Raw genomic sequence first — 14,640 nt, forward strand, 5'->3', positions numbered from 1 at the left:
ACAGGCGCCGATCCTAAGCGGGCACCGACACCGTGGTAACCGGCATGGACGAGTCCGGGGCAAAGGAAACACCGCTTGGCCCGATTCCTGCCATGATCAGCTGCGCTCCAAGCGCAGCCACCATGGCACCGTTGTCCGTGCACAAGTTCAACGGCGGAACGTGAAGCTTGATGCCTGCCGAGGCGCAACGCTGTCCGGTCAGCTCCCGCAGCCTCGAATTGGCAGCCACGCCACCGCCCAGCAAGAGATCCGTGATCCCATGCTCCCTGCAGGCCAGTACGGCCTTGGAAGTGATGACGTCCACCACGGCTTCCTGGAACGCTGCGGCGATGTCTGCCACAGGGACGTCCTCGCCGCGGGCTTCGAACTGTTCCACGCAGCGTGCCACCGCGGTCTTCAACCCGCTGAATGACCAGTCATAGCGGTGCGGGCCCTTCTCCTCGGCAGTGCCCATGTATTTGGGCTGCGTGAGGCCCCGCGGGAAACGGATGGACTTCGGGTTGCCTTGCTTCGCCAGCTTGTCGATGGCCGGCCCACCCGGGTAGCCCAGGCCCAGGATGCGGGCCACCTTGTCGTAGGCCTCGCCCGCGGCATCGTCGATGGTGGATCCAAGGAGCTCAACGTCGTCCGTGATGCTGCGGATCCGCAGGATTTCCGTGTGGCCGCCCGAGACCAGGAGCGCACCGAGGTTCTCCGGCAGTTCCCCGGACCCCAGCCCGGCGGCAGCACCGGCGTCGTTCTTCGCATCAAGCAGCCCGACGCCGACGTGGGCCACCAGGTGGTTGATCGCATAGAGCGGTTTGCCGGTGGCGACGGCAAGTGCCTTGGCAGCACAAACGCCCACCATGAGCGCCCCGGCCAGGCCGGGCCCGGAGGTCACGGCGATGGCGTCGATGTCCGCCAGGGTGACGCCGGCCTCCTGCAGGGACTCCTGCAGGGTGGGCACAAAAGCGTCCAGGTGGGCGCGCGAGGCGATCTCCGGAATCACGCCGCCAAACCGCACGTGCTCGTCCATGGAGGAAGAGACCGTGTTGGTCAGGAGGGTGGTTCCGCGCACGATCCCGACGCCGGTCTCGTCACAGGAGGACTCGATGCCCAGCACCAGCGGCTGCGCAGGAAGTGCGGCGTTCACGCCTGGACTCCTTCTGTAGGGGTGGGACTCTTCGGCTCGTTGAGTGGCAGCCTCATGATCAAGGCATCCGTTCCATCGCGGTAATAGCGGGGACGAATGTGGATCTGCTCGAACCCGAAACGCAGGTAGAGCTGCTGGGCACGGGGGTTGTCAGCCCGCACCTCGAGCAGGACGTCCGCCGCCCGGCGGCGCCTTGCTTCCTCGATGAGTTCGGCCAGGATGGCGGAGCCGATGCCCTTGCCTTCGAATTCAGGAACGACGGCGATCGTCTGGACGTCCGCGATGGGCTCGATGCACATCAGACCGGCGTAGGCGACGATCTCTCCGGCAGCTTCTGCCACGACGTACCGGCGGGTTTCCGGTTGGGAGAGTTCATCGAAGAACATCTGCAGCGGCCAGGCGTCCACGGGGAACAACCGGCGTTCCAGGGCTTCGACGGCGGCGACGTCAGCTTCGGTCATGTCCCGCAGGGAGACGCCGTCGATGCCGGGCTTGGGCGAAAGTTTCATCAGAGTGCACGCTTCCGCGGTCCGGGGACCTGGGCATCGGACTCCCGCAAGTACAGGGGACTTGAATCCAGGAGGTCCTGCCCCGCCGTGAGCTTGGCCAAGGCGAACTGGCCCAGCGATGCCGCGTCCGGTTGCGTCTCCGCGAAGTCCTCGTTGGCGCTGAGGACGTCGGGGTAGAGCCCGGCACCGGCACCGAAGACGGGAAGTGCAGGCAGGTCAGCTGCGAAGCCTACGTGCGGCCCGTCCACCAGCTGAGGCAACTGGCCCTCCACCAGGGTGTAGCGGGCCCAGTACACCTCCTTGCGCCGGGCATCGGTTGCCACGAGGAACTCCGGGACCCCGGCCGTGGATTCCGCCACTTCCAAGGCAATCGCGTCCAGGCTCATCAAGCCATACAGGGGCTTGTTCCAGACAAAGGCCAGCGTCCGGGCCGTGGCTATTCCGGAACGGAGTCCGGTAAACGGGCCCGGGCCCACCCCGGTGACAATCGCGTCGATATCGGCTCCCGTGACACCCGCGCCGGCCAGGAGCTTCTCGATTCCCGGAGCAAGGACTTCCGCGTGGCTGCGGGTATCTTCAGTCGCGAAGGAGTCCACCACGCCTTCCATGGCGTCTTCGGAGATCAGGGCGGCACTCGCCACTGCCGAGGTATCTATGGCCAGGATAAGCATCAGTTGCCTCCTTCGGAGAACGGGGTTTCAAGGAGCGCCGGGGCTTCCGGCCAGCGCGGGCCGAAACCGCGGAAAACGATGGTGCGCGGCTCATCGTCGTCCTCGGTGTCGAAATCGAGGACCGCTTCCCGGCCAACGGCAGCTTGGCCGCCCACGGCCCTGTGCAGTTCCACTTCCAGGCGGCTCTCGGACAGGTGCTCCACGCGGTCCCGGCCCCACTCCACCACAGTCACAGAACTGTCCAAGGTGTTCTCAAGGTCAATGTCGTCAATCTCCGCGGACGACTCCAAGCGGTAGGCGTCAACGTGGACCAGGTCCGGACCGCCGGGCCTGGGACCATCAGCGAGGTTCGGATGGATCCGGACCAGGACAAACGTGGGCGAGATGATCCCCGACCGCACACCGAGGCCTTCGCCAAGGCCCTGGGTAAAGGTAGTCTTTCCGGCCCCCAGCTCGCCGGTCAGGACCAACAGGTCTCCGGGCCCAAGCACCCCACCGAGCGCTGCGGCGAGCGCGTGGGTCTCTTCCGCCGTCGTGACTTTGACGCTGCGTTCCCAGTTGGCGGGGCTGTTCACAGGGCAGCTGCCTTCGACGCCGCTGCGACCTCAGCAGCCGAAGGAACCTCATTGACGTAGGTTCGCGGGACGCGCGGGCTGATCCGCGTGACGATCTCGTAGTTGATGGTGCCGGCTTCGGCAGCCCAATCATCGGCGGTTGGCCCGCCATCGGCGCCGTCGCCGAACATCACGGCTTCGCTGCCTTTGAGGGCCGCTGCTTCCTCGGCCGCCAAGGGGCCAAGGTCAATGACCATCTGGTCCATGGCGATCCTGCCCACCACGGGGTAGGTAACACCGTTCACCCTGATGGGGCCGCCTGTGGCCACCCGCGGCACGCCGTCCGCGTAGCCCAGCGGGATCAGGCCCAGGGTGCTCTCCGAGGCGGTGTGATAGTTCAGGCCGTAGGACACGCCCTGGCCTTCGGGAACCTTCTTGCAATTGGACAGCAGGGTGCGGACCGTCATGGCCGGGCGAAGGCCAAGCTCGGCGGACGTCGCTCCCTGGAACGGCGAGAGCCCGTAGATGCCCAGGCCCACGCGGACCAGGTCAAAATGCGAGTCCGGACGGGACAACGTTGCCGGGGTGTTGGCGATGTGCCGGACTTCGGTGTCCACGCCCGCGTCCTCGGCCATCGCCAGGGCCTCGCGGAACACGGCAAGCTGCTCGTCGGTCTCCGGTCGATGCGGCTCATCGGCTACGGCCAGATGCGAGAAGATCCCCACCACCCGCAGCAATCCCTCGTCCTGGTGTTCCATGGCCTGCCCGAGGAGTTGGTCCCAGTCAGCGATGGTGCAGCCGTTGCGGCCAAGGCCCGTATCGATCTTGAGGTGCACCCGCGCCGGGCGTTCCTGCTCGCGGGCAGCCGCGACCACCGCGTCCAGTTCCCAGCCTGAAATTCCGACGTCGATGCCGGCGGCGACGGCCGCCTGGAAGTTGCTCTCGCGGGTGTGCAGCCAAGCCAGCAACGGCGCGTCGATGCCGGCAGCGCGCAGCGCGAGTGCCTCGGAAATGTGGGCAACGCCCAGCCAGGATGCCCCGGCATCGAGCGCTGCCCGGGCAACCTGAACCGCGCCGTGGCCGTAGGCATCGGCCTTGACGACGGCCATGACGGAGGCGGGAGAGGCAATACCGACGAATTGACGAACATTGTGCCGAACAGCTTCGAGGTCGATAACGGCCGAGCGTTCAAGCACCGCCGACTTTGCTATGGAGGGCTTGGAACCGATCCCGATGTCTGCTGCTGCTTCGTAAGTCACCCTAGAGATTCTAGTGGTGTCGGTGAAGACGGGATAACTGCGGCGAGGCCCTACTGCGCGTCGGACAAGTGCGCGATGGTTGCCCTGGCCCGGCGCTGTGCCTCGGCCGGAATATCCTTGACGATCGGTTCCAGGAAAGCGAACCGCCGCAGCCATTGGCTCGACTGGCGTTCCTTCCTTGCGTTCGCGCGCTGCCACCAATCGGCGATGTCGCCCCAACCAGGCGCTGCCAGGGAACCGCCCACCTGCTGCACGGCCAAGGACGCACAGAGGTTGGCGAAGCGCAGGCGGTCCCCCAGCTTCCAGCCCGCGAGGCTGCCCACAATGAACGCAGCGCCGAAGCAGTCCCCGGCGCCCGTGGGATCGGACGCGGAAACCGGCAACGACGGCACCCACTCCTCCTCGCCGGTCTCCGAATCCACGGCCATGGCACCCTGCGGTCCGAGCGTCACCACGGCCACGGGCACCCTGTCGGCCAAGGAATAGAGGGCTGCCCACGGGTCTGCTTTCCCGGTGAAGGCCATGGCTTCGGGGGCATTGGGCAGGAAAGCGTGGTAGTGCTCCAGCTGCTCCAGCCTGCGCTGCGACCACTCGCCGCTGGGGTCCCAGCCCACCACTCCGAAGAGCTTTGTCCCGGCCGTCTTGGCGGCTAGCATCCACGGTTCCAGTTCCTCGCCAAGGTCGGCGACGGCCGCGAGCGCCTTGGGCGGCAGTCCAATGAGGTCGGAGGCGTTCACCGGAGCAGGATGCCCGTGGGTCACCATCGACCGGTCCTGGTTGACGCACATGGAGACCGTCACCGGCGAATGCCAGCCAGGAACGCGGCGGGACAAGGAAAGGTCCACGTGTTCCTGGGTTTCCAGGATCTGCCAGTTGTAGTCCCCGTAGCCATCGTCGCCAAAGGTTGCGGCAAGGTTGGTCCGCAGTCCGAGGCGGGCCGCCGCGATCGCCTGGTTGGCCACTCCCCCGGGGCAGCTGCCCATGCCTTCGCTCCACACTTCCGTGCCCGGTTCGGGTGCGTGCGGAAGGCCGGTAAAGATGATGTCCTGGAAAACCGTTCCGGTGAGCAGGAGATCGCACTGGTTCTCGCCGTCGGAGCGCACGGAGGCAAGGGGATCATAGCGACGCTGGGGCATGGCATCCATGCACGGCAGACTACGCTGCGCCTTCAGGGCTGCATAGACTCGGACCATGCGGCTCATGATCGCCGGCGGCGGCGGATTCCGGGTTCCCCTTGTGTACCGTGCACTCTGTTCAGGTCCCTTCGCGGGGCTGGTGGACGAGCTGGTGCTGTACGACGTCGATCCGTCCCGCCTGGGGGCCATCGAATCGGTCCTTCGGGCCATGCCGGTCCCGGAAGGTTCCCGCCCCACCGTCGTGGTTTCCACGGATCTTTCGCAGGCGCTGGCCGGAACCCAGATGGTGTTCGCGGCGATCCGTCCCGGCGGAACGGCCGGACGGATGATCGACGAACGCGTGGCCTTGGACCTGGGCGTCCTGGGCCAGGAGACCACGGGGGCGGGCGGCATCTCCTACGCGCTGCGGTCGATTCCGCGGATGCTTGAGCTCGCCGAGGCCATGCGGCTGAACTGTCCCGAAGCCTGGCTCATCAACTTCACCAACCCCGCCGGAATGGTCACCGAAGCATTGGTCCCCGTACTTGGCCGGCGCGTCATCGGCATCTGCGATTCGGCCGGTGGGTTGGTTAAGCGGGCCGCTGCGGCTGCGGGAACGTCGCTGGCAGAGGGAAGGCTCGACGGCGTGGGCTACTACGGTCTCAACCACCTGGGTTGGCTCTACCGGCTGGCCCCCGAAGGCAAGGACCTGCTGCCGGGGTTGCTCTCCAACCACGACGCACTGGCCTCGATGGAAGAGGGGCGGCTGTTTGGGCAGCACATGCTGGAACTGCTCGGTTGCCTCCCCAACGAGTACCTGTATTACTACTACGAAACCCACCACGCCACGGAGGCCATCCGCCGGCAGGCCGGCACTCGCGGTGAGTCCATCCACCACCAGCAAGCAGCCCTCTATCCTGCCTTGGCCGGGTCGCCCGACGCCTATGCCCAATGGGACGCCGCCCGGCTGGCCCGCGAGGAGGGCTACCTTGCCGAGTCGCGCGAAGAGGGCGAACAGAGGGACGAGTGGGACCTGGCCGGAGGTGGCTACGAACGGGTTGCTTTGGCCGTGATGCGGGCGCTGTCCGGTGCTTCATCCGGCGGAGCCACGCAGCTGATCCTCAACGTGCCCAACTCCCCCGTCACCGGGGTTCCCCCAGCGGACGTTGCCGTGCCCGGTTTGCCGGCGGACGCCGTCGTCGAGGTTCCCTGCCAGGTGACGCCCGACGGCGCGTTGCCGCTTGCGCAGGACCGTCCCGGCGGGCAGTTCCTCACCTTGATGCGGCACGTCAAGGAGGTGGAGCGATTGACGATCCAGGCTGTCCGGGAGGGCGACCGGGAGGCGGCGCTCCAGGCGTTCGCCGCCCATCCATTGGTGGGTTCGGAGGAGCTGGGCCGGCAGTTGCTGGAAGGGTATGAGGAAGGCTTCCCTGAGCTGAAGCGGTTGTGGGTGGGCCGCTAGAGCTTTTGATACATGACGTGCAGGCCCACGTAGCCAATCTCGGGGTGGTTGAAGGCCTCAGGGACGGTCGCGAGGATCTTGAAGCCCATGGACTGCCACAACCACACGGCCCGGACGTTGCTTTCCACCACGGCGTTGAACTGCATTGACCGGAACCCGGCTGCCTTGGCTTCCTTCAAGGAGTAGGCACACAGCGCCCGCGCAATGCCTTGGCCCGAGTGCTGCGCTCCCACCATGTAGCCCGCGTTCGCCACGTGGTTGCCGCCGCCTGCTTGGTTGGCGTGGAATTCACCTGTGCCAAGGATGGTGCCGTCCTCCGTCCGGGCAGCCACGAAGGTCTGGCCCGGAGCATCCTTCATCCATTTGGCGCGGGCGGTTTCTTCGTCGGTGTCCCTGTCCCACGTGAAGGTCTCGCCCTCGCGGATGACGGGTTCCAGGACCGACCAGATGCCCGGCCAGTCCTGGGCTGTTGCGGGGCGGATGTCGTAGGTGTTTTCTTGGCTCACAGCGGACACGGTAGCAGCCTTGTGGGTTTCGGGCAGGAGTAGTGTTTTCTGCAGGGAAAGCCGGTTTTGCGATGAAGGGCAGGAGTCAGCCGTGACATTGATCCGTCGGGTCGCGTTCCTGTCGTTGCACACCTCCCCCATGGAGCAGCCTGGGGCAGGGGATGCCGGCGGCATGAACGTCTACGTGCGTGCATTGGCCATGGCGTTGGCTGAGTCCGGGGTGGAGGTGGAGATCTTCACCCGGTCCACCAAAGCCGGCCAACCCGCCGTCGAACATCCCGGGCCGGGCGTCTGCGTGCATAACGTCATGGCCGGGCCCCGACGCAAGCTGCCCAAGGAAGAACTGCCGGCGCTGCTGCACCAGATGGTGGCGGAGATCGACCGGATCCGGCAGCAGCAACCACACGGCCGCTACGACGCCATCCATTCCCATTACTGGGTATCCGGCGTTGCAGGATTGGAACTCTCGCTGCTTTGGGACATTCCCCTGGTCCACACCATGCACACCATGGCCAAGGTCAAGAACCTCGTGCTCGAATCCGGCGAGCGCCCGGAACCGCGGCGCCGCGAGGACGGTGAGCAGCGGATTGTCGACGGCGCCAGCCGCCTCATCGCGAACACGCCGGCCGAGGCCGAGGAACTCGTATCGCACTACGGTGCCGATTTCGACCGGATCGACATCGCACCCCCGGGAGTGGACCTTCGAGTGTTTACGCCGTCCTTCCGGCGCAAATCGCGGAAGGACCGGGATGTCCGGCCGGACAGTTTCCACTTGGTCTTCGCGGGCCGCATCCAACGCCTCAAGGGGCCACAGGTGTTCGTCAAGGCCGCAGGATTGCTGCGCCAGCGGCGGCCGGACATTGACCTTGAACTGACCATTCTCGGTTCGCTCAGCGGCGCGAAGGATTTCGATCTCCAGCACTACATCGAAGAAGCCGGATTGAACGACGTCGTCACGCACCGGCCGCCGGTGGTGGCGCCCGAGTTGGCTGGCTGGTTCCGCTCGGCGGACGTCGTGGTGATGCCCTCTTTCAGTGAATCCTTCGGGCTGGTGGCTTTGGAAGCACAGGCGTGCGGTACCCCGGTGGTGGCCACCAATGTTGGCGGGCTCAGCCGTGCCATATCCGACGGCCGGACGGGGATCCTGGTGGACGGGCACGATCCCTCCGATTGGGCCGACGCCTTGGAAGACCTCTACGACGATCTCCGGACCCGGGAGGACATGGGCCGGGCAGCGGCCACCTACGCCGAGTCCTTCGGTTGGCAACGCACCGCCGCCATCACTTTGGAAAGCTACCGCGAATCCGTTGCGGGGCTGCTGGTTCCCGGACGCTGACATCCCTTGGTGCGGGTGTCCCGGCTGGTAGATTGTCGCGCACAGCGTAAGCACCGAGTCGAAGGACAACGATGTCTGAAAACAACGTCCTGTCAGATCTGGAGATCGCCAAGCGGGCCCGGATCCGGCCCATTGAGGAAATCGCCGCGGATGCGGGCATCAACCTGGATGCCCTCGAGCTCTACGGGCCCTACAAGGCCAAAATCAATCGGGCGCTCCTCAGCCTTCCCGCCACAAGGCCTGCCGGGAAAGTGGTGCTCGTCTCGGCAATGTCACCAACCCCGGCCGGTGAAGGCAAGTCCACCACCACCGTGGGCTTGGCAGACTCGCTCGCGCGGGCCGGGCACAAAGTGATGATCGCCCTCCGTGAACCTTCCCTCGGCCCCATCCTGGGCATGAAGGGCGGTGCAACCGGGGGCGGTTATTCCCAGGTACTGCCGATGGACGACATCAACCTCCATTTCACCGGCGACTTCCATGCCATCACCTCCGCCAACAACGCCCTGATGGCACTCGTGGACAACCACATCTTCCAAGGCAACGAGCTCGGCATCGACCCCCGCCGAATGACCTTCAAACGCGTGCTGGACATGAACGACCGTGCCCTTCGCGAAGTCGTCATCGGCCTCGGCGGGCCGGCACAGGGAGTCCCCAGGCAGGACGGCTTCGACATCACCGTGGCCTCCGAAATCATGGCTGTGTTCTGCCTCGCCACTGACCTGGATGACCTCCGCTCGAGGCTGGGCCGGATCACCTTTGGCTACACCTTTGAACGAAAGCCCGTTACCGTCGCGGACCTTGGCGTGGAGGGCGCCTTGACCCTCCTGCTGAAGGACGCCATCAAGCCGAACCTGGTGCAGACCATCGCGGGAACCCCTGCCTTGGTCCACGGCGGGCCGTTCGCCAACATCGCCCACGGCTGCAACTCACTCATCGCCACGCGCACGGCCCAGCAGTTGGCGGACGTCGTGGTCACGGAGGCAGGCTTCGGAGCGGACCTCGGCGCCGAGAAGTACATGGACATCAAGTCCCGAATCGCGGACGTGGCCCCTTCCGCCGTCGTGGTTGTGGCGACCATCCGCGCGCTGAAGATGCAAGGCGGGGTGCCCAAGGAGGAACTGGCCGTCCCGAACGTGGAGGCGTTGGCCGCAGGCGTCGAGAACCTCAAACGGCATGTGGGCAATGTGGCCAAGTTCGGGATCTCGCCGGTGGTGTCCATCAACAAGTTCGCCACGGACACGCCCGAAGAGCTCGACTGGCTGCTTGCCTGGTGCGCGGCGGAAGGCGTGCAAGCCGCCGTCGCCGACGTGTGGGGCCGCGGCGGCGGAGGCGACGGCGGGGACGAACTCGCGGCGAAGGTGGCAGCGGCACTGGACACACCGTCGCATTTCCACCACCTGTACCCGCTGGAGATGTCCGTGGAAGACAAGATCCGGACCATCGCACAGGAGATCTACGGTGCCGACGGCGTCGAGTTCTCCGTGCCGGCGCTCAAACGGCTGGCAGACATCGAGAAGAACGGCTGGGGCGGACTCCCCGTCTGCATGGCCAAGACCCAGTACTCATTCACCGACGACGCTTCCCAACTGGGAGCGCCCAAGGGCTTCCGCGTGCACGTCCGGGAGCTGATTCCCAAGACCGGAGCCGGCTTCATTGTCGCGTTGACCGGTGCCGTGATGACCATGCCCGGACTGCCCAAGGAGCCCGCGGCGATGCGCATGGACGTGGACGCTTCCGGCAACCCCACCGGCCTCCACTGACCCTCTCTCACCAAAGTGCCCCTTCCAACCGACGCTCTCACCGGATGAGAGAGCGTCGGCTGGAAGGGGCGTTTATGTGGGAGAGGGTCCGAAACGGCGAATGGCCCTCCCGTTTGCGCGGGAAGGCCATTCGTTGTTAATCCGGAATATCCGGCTGAAGGTTTAGCGCTCGATGTCGCCGCGGATGAAGGCTTCAACCTTCTCGCGGGCGATGTCGTCGTTGAACTGCTCCGGCGGGGACTTCATGAAGTAGCTCGAGGCGGAGAGCAGCGGGCCGCCGATGCCGCGGTCCAGGCCGATCTTAGCGGCGCGGATGGCATCGATGATCACGCCGGCAGAGTTCGGGGAGTCCCAGACCTCAAGCTTGTACTCGAGGGACACGGGGGCGTCGCCGAAGTTGCGGCCCTCGAGGCGGACGAAGGCCCACTTGCGGTCGTCCAGCCAGGCAACGTAGTCCGACGGGCCGATGTGGACGTCGTCGGCGTGCAGTTCGGCTTCGACGTTGGACGTGACAGCCTGCGTCTTGGAGATCTTCTTGGACTCCAGGCGGTCGCGCTCAAGCATGTTCTTGAAGTCCATGTTGCCGCCAACGTTCAGCTGGTAGGTGCGGTCCAGCGTGACGCCGCGGTCTTCGAAGAGTTTGGCCATGACGCGGTGCGTGATGGTGGCACCGATCTGGCTCTTGATATCGTCGCCGACAATCGGGATACCGGCTTCGGTGAACTTGTCAGCCCATTCCTTGGTGCCGGCAATGAAGACGGGGAGGGCATTCACGAAAGCAACGCCGGCGTCGATGGCGCACTGGGCGTAGAACTTGGCGGCCTGGTCCGAACCGACGGGCAGGTAGCACACCATGACGTCGGCCTTGGCTTCGCGCAAGGCGGCAACGATGTCGACTGCGTCCTCGGGTGCCTCAACGATGGTCTCGCGGTAGTAGCGGCCCAAGCCGTCGAGGGTGTGGCCGCGCTGGACCTTCACACCGGTGGCCGGAACGTCGGCGATCTTGATGGTGTTGTTTTCGCTGGCACCGATGGCATCCGCGAGGTCCAGTCCCACCTTCTTGCTGTCGACGTCGAAAGCAGCTACGAACTGGACGTCATTGACGTGGTACTGGCCGAACTCGACGTGCATCAGACCCGGAATCGTGGCCTTGGGGTCAGCGTCACGGTAGTACTCAACACCTTGGACCAACGACGCGGCGCAGTTACCTACACCGACAATGGCAACACGAATCGGATGTGAAGACACGGAACTCCTTTGGGGAAACCTCAGGTGCCACGCGCTGGTCCGGTCGAGCCCGGAAAGCGGCTGATTGGCACGGCGCCAGTCGGCGCACACTTTTGCATTGTAGCCAACAGCAGAGGGGCCGCCGTTATTCCCGGCAGGCCCCTCTGTAAATATGTCAGTTGCTTCAGGCTATTTTTGTGCCCAGCGGTTGATGTCCGATTCCACGGCGAATTCGTCGATCGCGGTGAGCTCATCGTCAGTGAATGCGAGGTTGTGGAGGGCGCCCAGGGTGTCTTCGAGCTGCGCGACGCTGGAGGCGCCCACCAGTGCGGAGGTGACAGGCGATCCCTTCGGCTGCTCCCGCAGGATCCAGGCGATGGCCATCTGGGCCAGCGTCTGGCCGCGGCCTTCGGCGATGGCATTGAGGCCACGGACCCGGTCCAAGCGGTCCTCGGTCAGGGATGCCTCGGACAGGAAGCGTTCCTTGGCCGCACGCGAATCAGCCGGGACACCATTGAGGTAACGGTTGGTCAGCATCCCCTGGGCCAACGGCGAGAAGGCAATGGAGCCCGCACCCACCTGGTCCAGCGCTTCGTACAGGTTGGGCGTGCCGTCTTCCGTCCAGCGGTTCAGCATGGAGTAGCTGGGCTGGTGGATGAGCAGGGGCGTGCCGAGCTCCTTCAGGATCCGGGCAGCCTCGAGGGTCTGCTCGGGCGTGTAGGAGGAGATACCGGCATACAGAGCCTTGCCGGACCTGACGGCGTAGTCCAAGGCACCCATGGTTTCCTCGAGCGGCGTCTCGGGGTCCGGACGGTGGCTGTAGAAGATGTCCACGTACTCCAGGCCCATGCGCTGCAGGGACTGATCCAGGCTGGAGATGAGGTACTTGCGGGAGCCCCACTCTCCGTAGGGACCAGGCCACATGTAATAGCCCGCCTTGGTGGAGATGACGAGTTCATCGCGGTACGGCTTGAAGTCGTCCTTCAAATGACGGCCGAAGTTCGTCTCCGCAGAGCCGTCCGGCGGCCCGTAGTTGTTGGCGAGGTCGAAGTGGTTGACGCCCAGGTCGAACGCCCGGCGCAGGATGGCGCGCTGTTCGTCGAACCTTTTGTCGTCGCCGAAGTTGTGCCAAAGGCCCAACGAGATGGCGGGAAGTTTAAGACCGCTGCGTCCGACGCGGCGGTAGGGCATGTTTTCGTAGCGGTTTTCCGCAGCCGAATAAGTCATACGCACCATCCTGCCACCGCCCCACCAACCGTGACGGCGCCGTCCGCCATGTGGGCGCCGTCACGTGTTGGGCTGCGCGGCTTTCAGATGACGCGTACGACGGCGGCGCTCTCACCCGGGAGGGTCAGCTCACCTTCAGCCAGGGCTGCTGCAGTGTCGGTAGCCAGAAGCAAGGACCCTTCCAACGGCGTTGCCAGATCCTCGCTGCCAAAGTTGCAGACCACCCGGACGCTGCCACGGGAGAGTTGGAGCCAACGCTCATCGTCGTCGTACTCCACCGACGTTTCGGCGAATCCCCCGTCCACGAGTTCCGGGGTTTTGCGGCGCAGCTGTGCTAAATCCCGATACAGCTCCAACAACCGTGCATGCCTGCCGTGGCCGGCCTCTTCCCATTTCAGCTTCGAACGGAGGAAGGTCTCCGGATCCTGGGGATCGGGAACCACCGCGGGGTCCCAGCCCATGCGTTCGAATTCCTTGATCCTGCCTTCAGCCGTGGCCTTGCCCAGTTCCGGCTCCGGGTGGGAGGTGAAGAACTGCCACGGGGTGGACGCCGCGAATTCCTCGCCCATGAAGAGCATTGGAGTGAAGGGCGAGGTCATGGTCAGAACCGCGCCAATGGCCAACTTTCCATCGGACAGCGTTGCCGTGAGCCGGTCGCCAATGGCCCGGTTGCCTATCTGGTCATGGTTCTGCAGGCAGACCACCAAGGCCGAGGGGTGCGCCAAGTCATGGCGGATGGGCCGCCCATGATGGCGTCCTCGGAAGCTGGAGTAGCTGCCGTCATGCAGGAAGCCGTGCTCCAGGACCTTGGCAAGGACAGCGAGGGAGTCAAAATCTCCGTAATAGCCGGTCGTTTCTCCGCTGAGGTTCACATGGAGTGCGTGGTGGAAGTCGTCGCTCCACTGCCCCTCCAGGCCGTAGCCGTTGTCCTTGCGGGGATAGATGAGCCGCGGGTTGTTCAGGTCCGACTCGGCGATGAGGGTCCGCGGGATTCCGGTCTCGCCTTCGATCGCGTCTCCCAAGGCGCCGAAGTCCTCCAGGATGTGCACGGCACGCTCATCGCGAAGGGCGTGCACCGCATCCAGGCGGAGTCCGTCCACGTGGTAATCGCGGAGCCACATGGCTGCGTTTTCCAGGATGTAGCGACGGACCTCGTCCGAGTCCTGCCCGTCAAGGTTCACCGAGTCACCCCACGTGTTTCCCTCCCCCGATTTGAGGTATGGTCCGAACTTCGGCAAGTAGTTTCCGCTGGGTCCGAGGTGGTTGTACACCACGTCCTGGATCACGCCCAGGCCAGCCTGGTGGGCTGCGTCAACAAACCGCTGATAGGCAGCCGCCCCACCGTAGGCTTCGTGGACCGCGTACCACAGGACGCCGTCGTACCCCCAGTTGTGGACCCCGTTGAAGGCGTTCACCGGCAGCAGTTCGACGAAGTCCACGCCAAGCTCCACCAGGTAGTCCAGCTTCCCGGCTGCAGCTTCCAGCGTCCCCTCGGGCGTGAACGTGCCCAGATGCAACTCGTAGATGAGGGCGCCCTTGAGGCTCCGCCCCTTCCACTCAGCGTCGTTCCATTCATGGGCGGAGGCGTCAAACGCTGCGGACAAGCCATGGACACCGTCCGGCTGACGTCGCGAACGCGGATCCGGGAAGGGACCCTCGCCATCCACCAAATAGCCGTAGGCCACGTTATTGTGGGCCACGACGTCAGCCGGGGCGCGCCACCAACCCCGCGCACCGCCGTCGTGGTTTTGCTCCATCGGGTGCTCTCGGCCATCCGCGAGCAATGTCACCGAACCGGCGTTCGGCGCCCAGACATCGAAAAGACCTTTTCCAGCGTGCTCCAGCATCATGCTCCCTGTGCTCGTAAAGCGTGCGTTGTCTG

At 65.1% G+C, this 14,640-nt stretch carries 13 protein-coding genes; 3 read left to right on the top strand and 10 right to left on the bottom strand.

What is annotated here, in order from left to right:
- Window positions 1-13 precede the first annotated feature (13 nt).
- From tsaD to ACFVSJ_RS05335, 6 genes are read right to left on the bottom strand one after another with little or no spacing between them, the layout of a single operon-like run.
- A complete protein-coding gene (tsaD, locus tag ACFVSJ_RS05310) occupies window positions 14-1,132 on the bottom strand; it encodes a tRNA (adenosine(37)-N6)-threonylcarbamoyltransferase complex transferase subunit TsaD (protein WP_387434995.1) in 1,119 nt (372 codons plus the stop codon).
- Window positions 1,129-1,641: a ribosomal protein S18-alanine N-acetyltransferase gene (gene rimI / locus ACFVSJ_RS05315; RefSeq protein ID WP_387434996.1), complete on the bottom strand. Its 513-nt coding sequence runs from the start codon at window positions 1,639-1,641 to the stop codon at window positions 1,129-1,131. Before rimI ends, tsaD begins: the two co-directional genes overlap by 4 nt.
- Window positions 1,641-2,312: a tRNA (adenosine(37)-N6)-threonylcarbamoyltransferase complex dimerization subunit type 1 TsaB gene (tsaB, locus tag ACFVSJ_RS05320; protein ID WP_387434998.1), complete on the bottom strand. Its 672-nt coding sequence runs from the start codon at window positions 2,310-2,312 to the stop codon at window positions 1,641-1,643. The genes rimI and tsaB overlap by 1 nt, the downstream gene beginning before the upstream one ends.
- Complete coding sequence (gene tsaE, locus ACFVSJ_RS05325; protein WP_387434999.1) at window positions 2,312-2,887, bottom strand: tRNA (adenosine(37)-N6)-threonylcarbamoyltransferase complex ATPase subunit type 1 TsaE; 576 nt, start codon at window positions 2,885-2,887, stop codon at window positions 2,312-2,314. Before tsaE ends, tsaB begins: the two co-directional genes overlap by 1 nt.
- Window positions 2,884-4,125: an alanine racemase gene (gene alr, locus ACFVSJ_RS05330; RefSeq protein ID WP_387435000.1), complete on the bottom strand. Its 1,242-nt coding sequence runs from the start codon at window positions 4,123-4,125 to the stop codon at window positions 2,884-2,886. The genes tsaE and alr overlap by 4 nt, the downstream gene beginning before the upstream one ends.
- Before the next feature lie 50 nt (window positions 4,126-4,175).
- Window positions 4,176-5,270, bottom strand: a complete 1,095-nt coding sequence (locus ACFVSJ_RS05335) for a carbohydrate kinase family protein (RefSeq protein ID WP_387435001.1) — start codon at window positions 5,268-5,270, stop codon at window positions 4,176-4,178.
- A gap of 46 nt (window positions 5,271-5,316) precedes the next feature.
- Here ACFVSJ_RS05335 and ACFVSJ_RS05340 point away from each other — a divergent pair, with 46 nt between their 5' ends.
- Entirely contained in the window at window positions 5,317-6,702 is a 1,386-nt protein-coding gene (locus ACFVSJ_RS05340) for a 6-phospho-beta-glucosidase (RefSeq protein ID WP_387435002.1), read from the top strand.
- Here ACFVSJ_RS05340 and ACFVSJ_RS05345 read toward each other — a convergent pair.
- Window positions 6,699-7,217 carry a GNAT family N-acetyltransferase gene (locus tag ACFVSJ_RS05345; RefSeq protein WP_387435003.1) on the bottom strand — a complete coding sequence of 173 codons (519 nt, stop codon included), beginning with the start codon at window positions 7,215-7,217 and terminating at the stop codon, window positions 6,699-6,701. The two genes, ACFVSJ_RS05340 and ACFVSJ_RS05345, sit on opposite strands and share 4 nt — an antisense overlap.
- An 82-nt stretch (window positions 7,218-7,299) precedes the next feature.
- Between ACFVSJ_RS05345 and mshA the strand changes: the two genes are divergently transcribed.
- Both mshA and ACFVSJ_RS05355 read left to right on the top strand, forming a co-directional pair.
- Window positions 7,300-8,544, top strand: a complete 1,245-nt coding sequence (mshA, locus tag ACFVSJ_RS05350) for a D-inositol-3-phosphate glycosyltransferase (RefSeq protein ID WP_387435004.1) — start codon at window positions 7,300-7,302, stop codon at window positions 8,542-8,544.
- A 71-nt stretch (window positions 8,545-8,615) separates the two neighbouring features.
- Window positions 8,616-10,304, top strand: a complete 1,689-nt coding sequence (locus tag ACFVSJ_RS05355; protein WP_387435005.1) for a formate--tetrahydrofolate ligase — start codon at window positions 8,616-8,618, stop codon at window positions 10,302-10,304.
- Window positions 10,305-10,466: 162 nt separating this feature from the next.
- On the opposite strand, the gene ACFVSJ_RS05360 is transcribed toward ACFVSJ_RS05355, so the two are convergent.
- The 3 genes from ACFVSJ_RS05360 to treZ all read right to left on the bottom strand — a co-directional run bounded on the left by ACFVSJ_RS05360 (window position 10,467) and on the right by treZ (window position 14,605).
- Window positions 10,467-11,552, bottom strand: coding sequence for an inositol-3-phosphate synthase (locus ACFVSJ_RS05360; RefSeq protein ID WP_387435006.1), 1,086 nt, complete (start codon window positions 11,550-11,552; stop codon window positions 10,467-10,469).
- Between the two features lie 168 nt (window positions 11,553-11,720).
- Window positions 11,721-12,758 (bottom strand): L-glyceraldehyde 3-phosphate reductase, encoded by a 1,038-nt coding sequence (gene mgrA / locus ACFVSJ_RS05365; protein ID WP_387435007.1) that lies wholly within the window; start codon window positions 12,756-12,758, stop codon window positions 11,721-11,723.
- An 83-nt stretch (window positions 12,759-12,841) separates the two neighbouring features.
- On the bottom strand, window positions 12,842-14,605 hold the full coding sequence (treZ, locus tag ACFVSJ_RS05370; protein ID WP_387435008.1) for a malto-oligosyltrehalose trehalohydrolase: 1,764 nt from the start codon (window positions 14,603-14,605) through the stop codon (window positions 12,842-12,844).
- Window positions 14,606-14,640 lie beyond the last annotated feature (35 nt).

Origin of the sequence: Paenarthrobacter sp. NPDC058040, from assembly GCF_042885775.1 — a bacterium.
In the GTDB taxonomy this organism is placed as follows: Bacteria; Actinomycetota; Actinomycetes; order Actinomycetales; family Micrococcaceae; genus Arthrobacter.

Coding starts and splice junctions, on each gene's coding strand:
- ACFVSJ_RS05340 (WP_387435002.1), top strand. CDS start 5,317: ATGCGGCTCATGATCGCCGGCGGCGGCGGATTCCGGGTTCCCCTTGTG.
- rimI (WP_387434996.1), bottom strand. CDS start 1,641: ATGAAACTTTCGCCCAAGCCCGGCATCGACGGCGTCTCCCTGCGGGAC.
- treZ (WP_387435008.1), bottom strand. CDS start 14,605: ATGCTGGAGCACGCTGGAAAAGGTCTTTTCGATGTCTGGGCGCCGAAC.
- mgrA (WP_387435007.1), bottom strand. CDS start 12,758: ATGACTTATTCGGCTGCGGAAAACCGCTACGAAAACATGCCCTACCGC.
- ACFVSJ_RS05355 (WP_387435005.1), top strand. CDS start 8,616: ATGTCTGAAAACAACGTCCTGTCAGATCTGGAGATCGCCAAGCGGGCC.
- tsaB (WP_387434998.1), bottom strand. CDS start 2,312: ATGCTTATCCTGGCCATAGATACCTCGGCAGTGGCGAGTGCCGCCCTG.
- ACFVSJ_RS05335 (WP_387435001.1), bottom strand. CDS start 5,270: ATGGATGCCATGCCCCAGCGTCGCTATGATCCCCTTGCCTCCGTGCGC.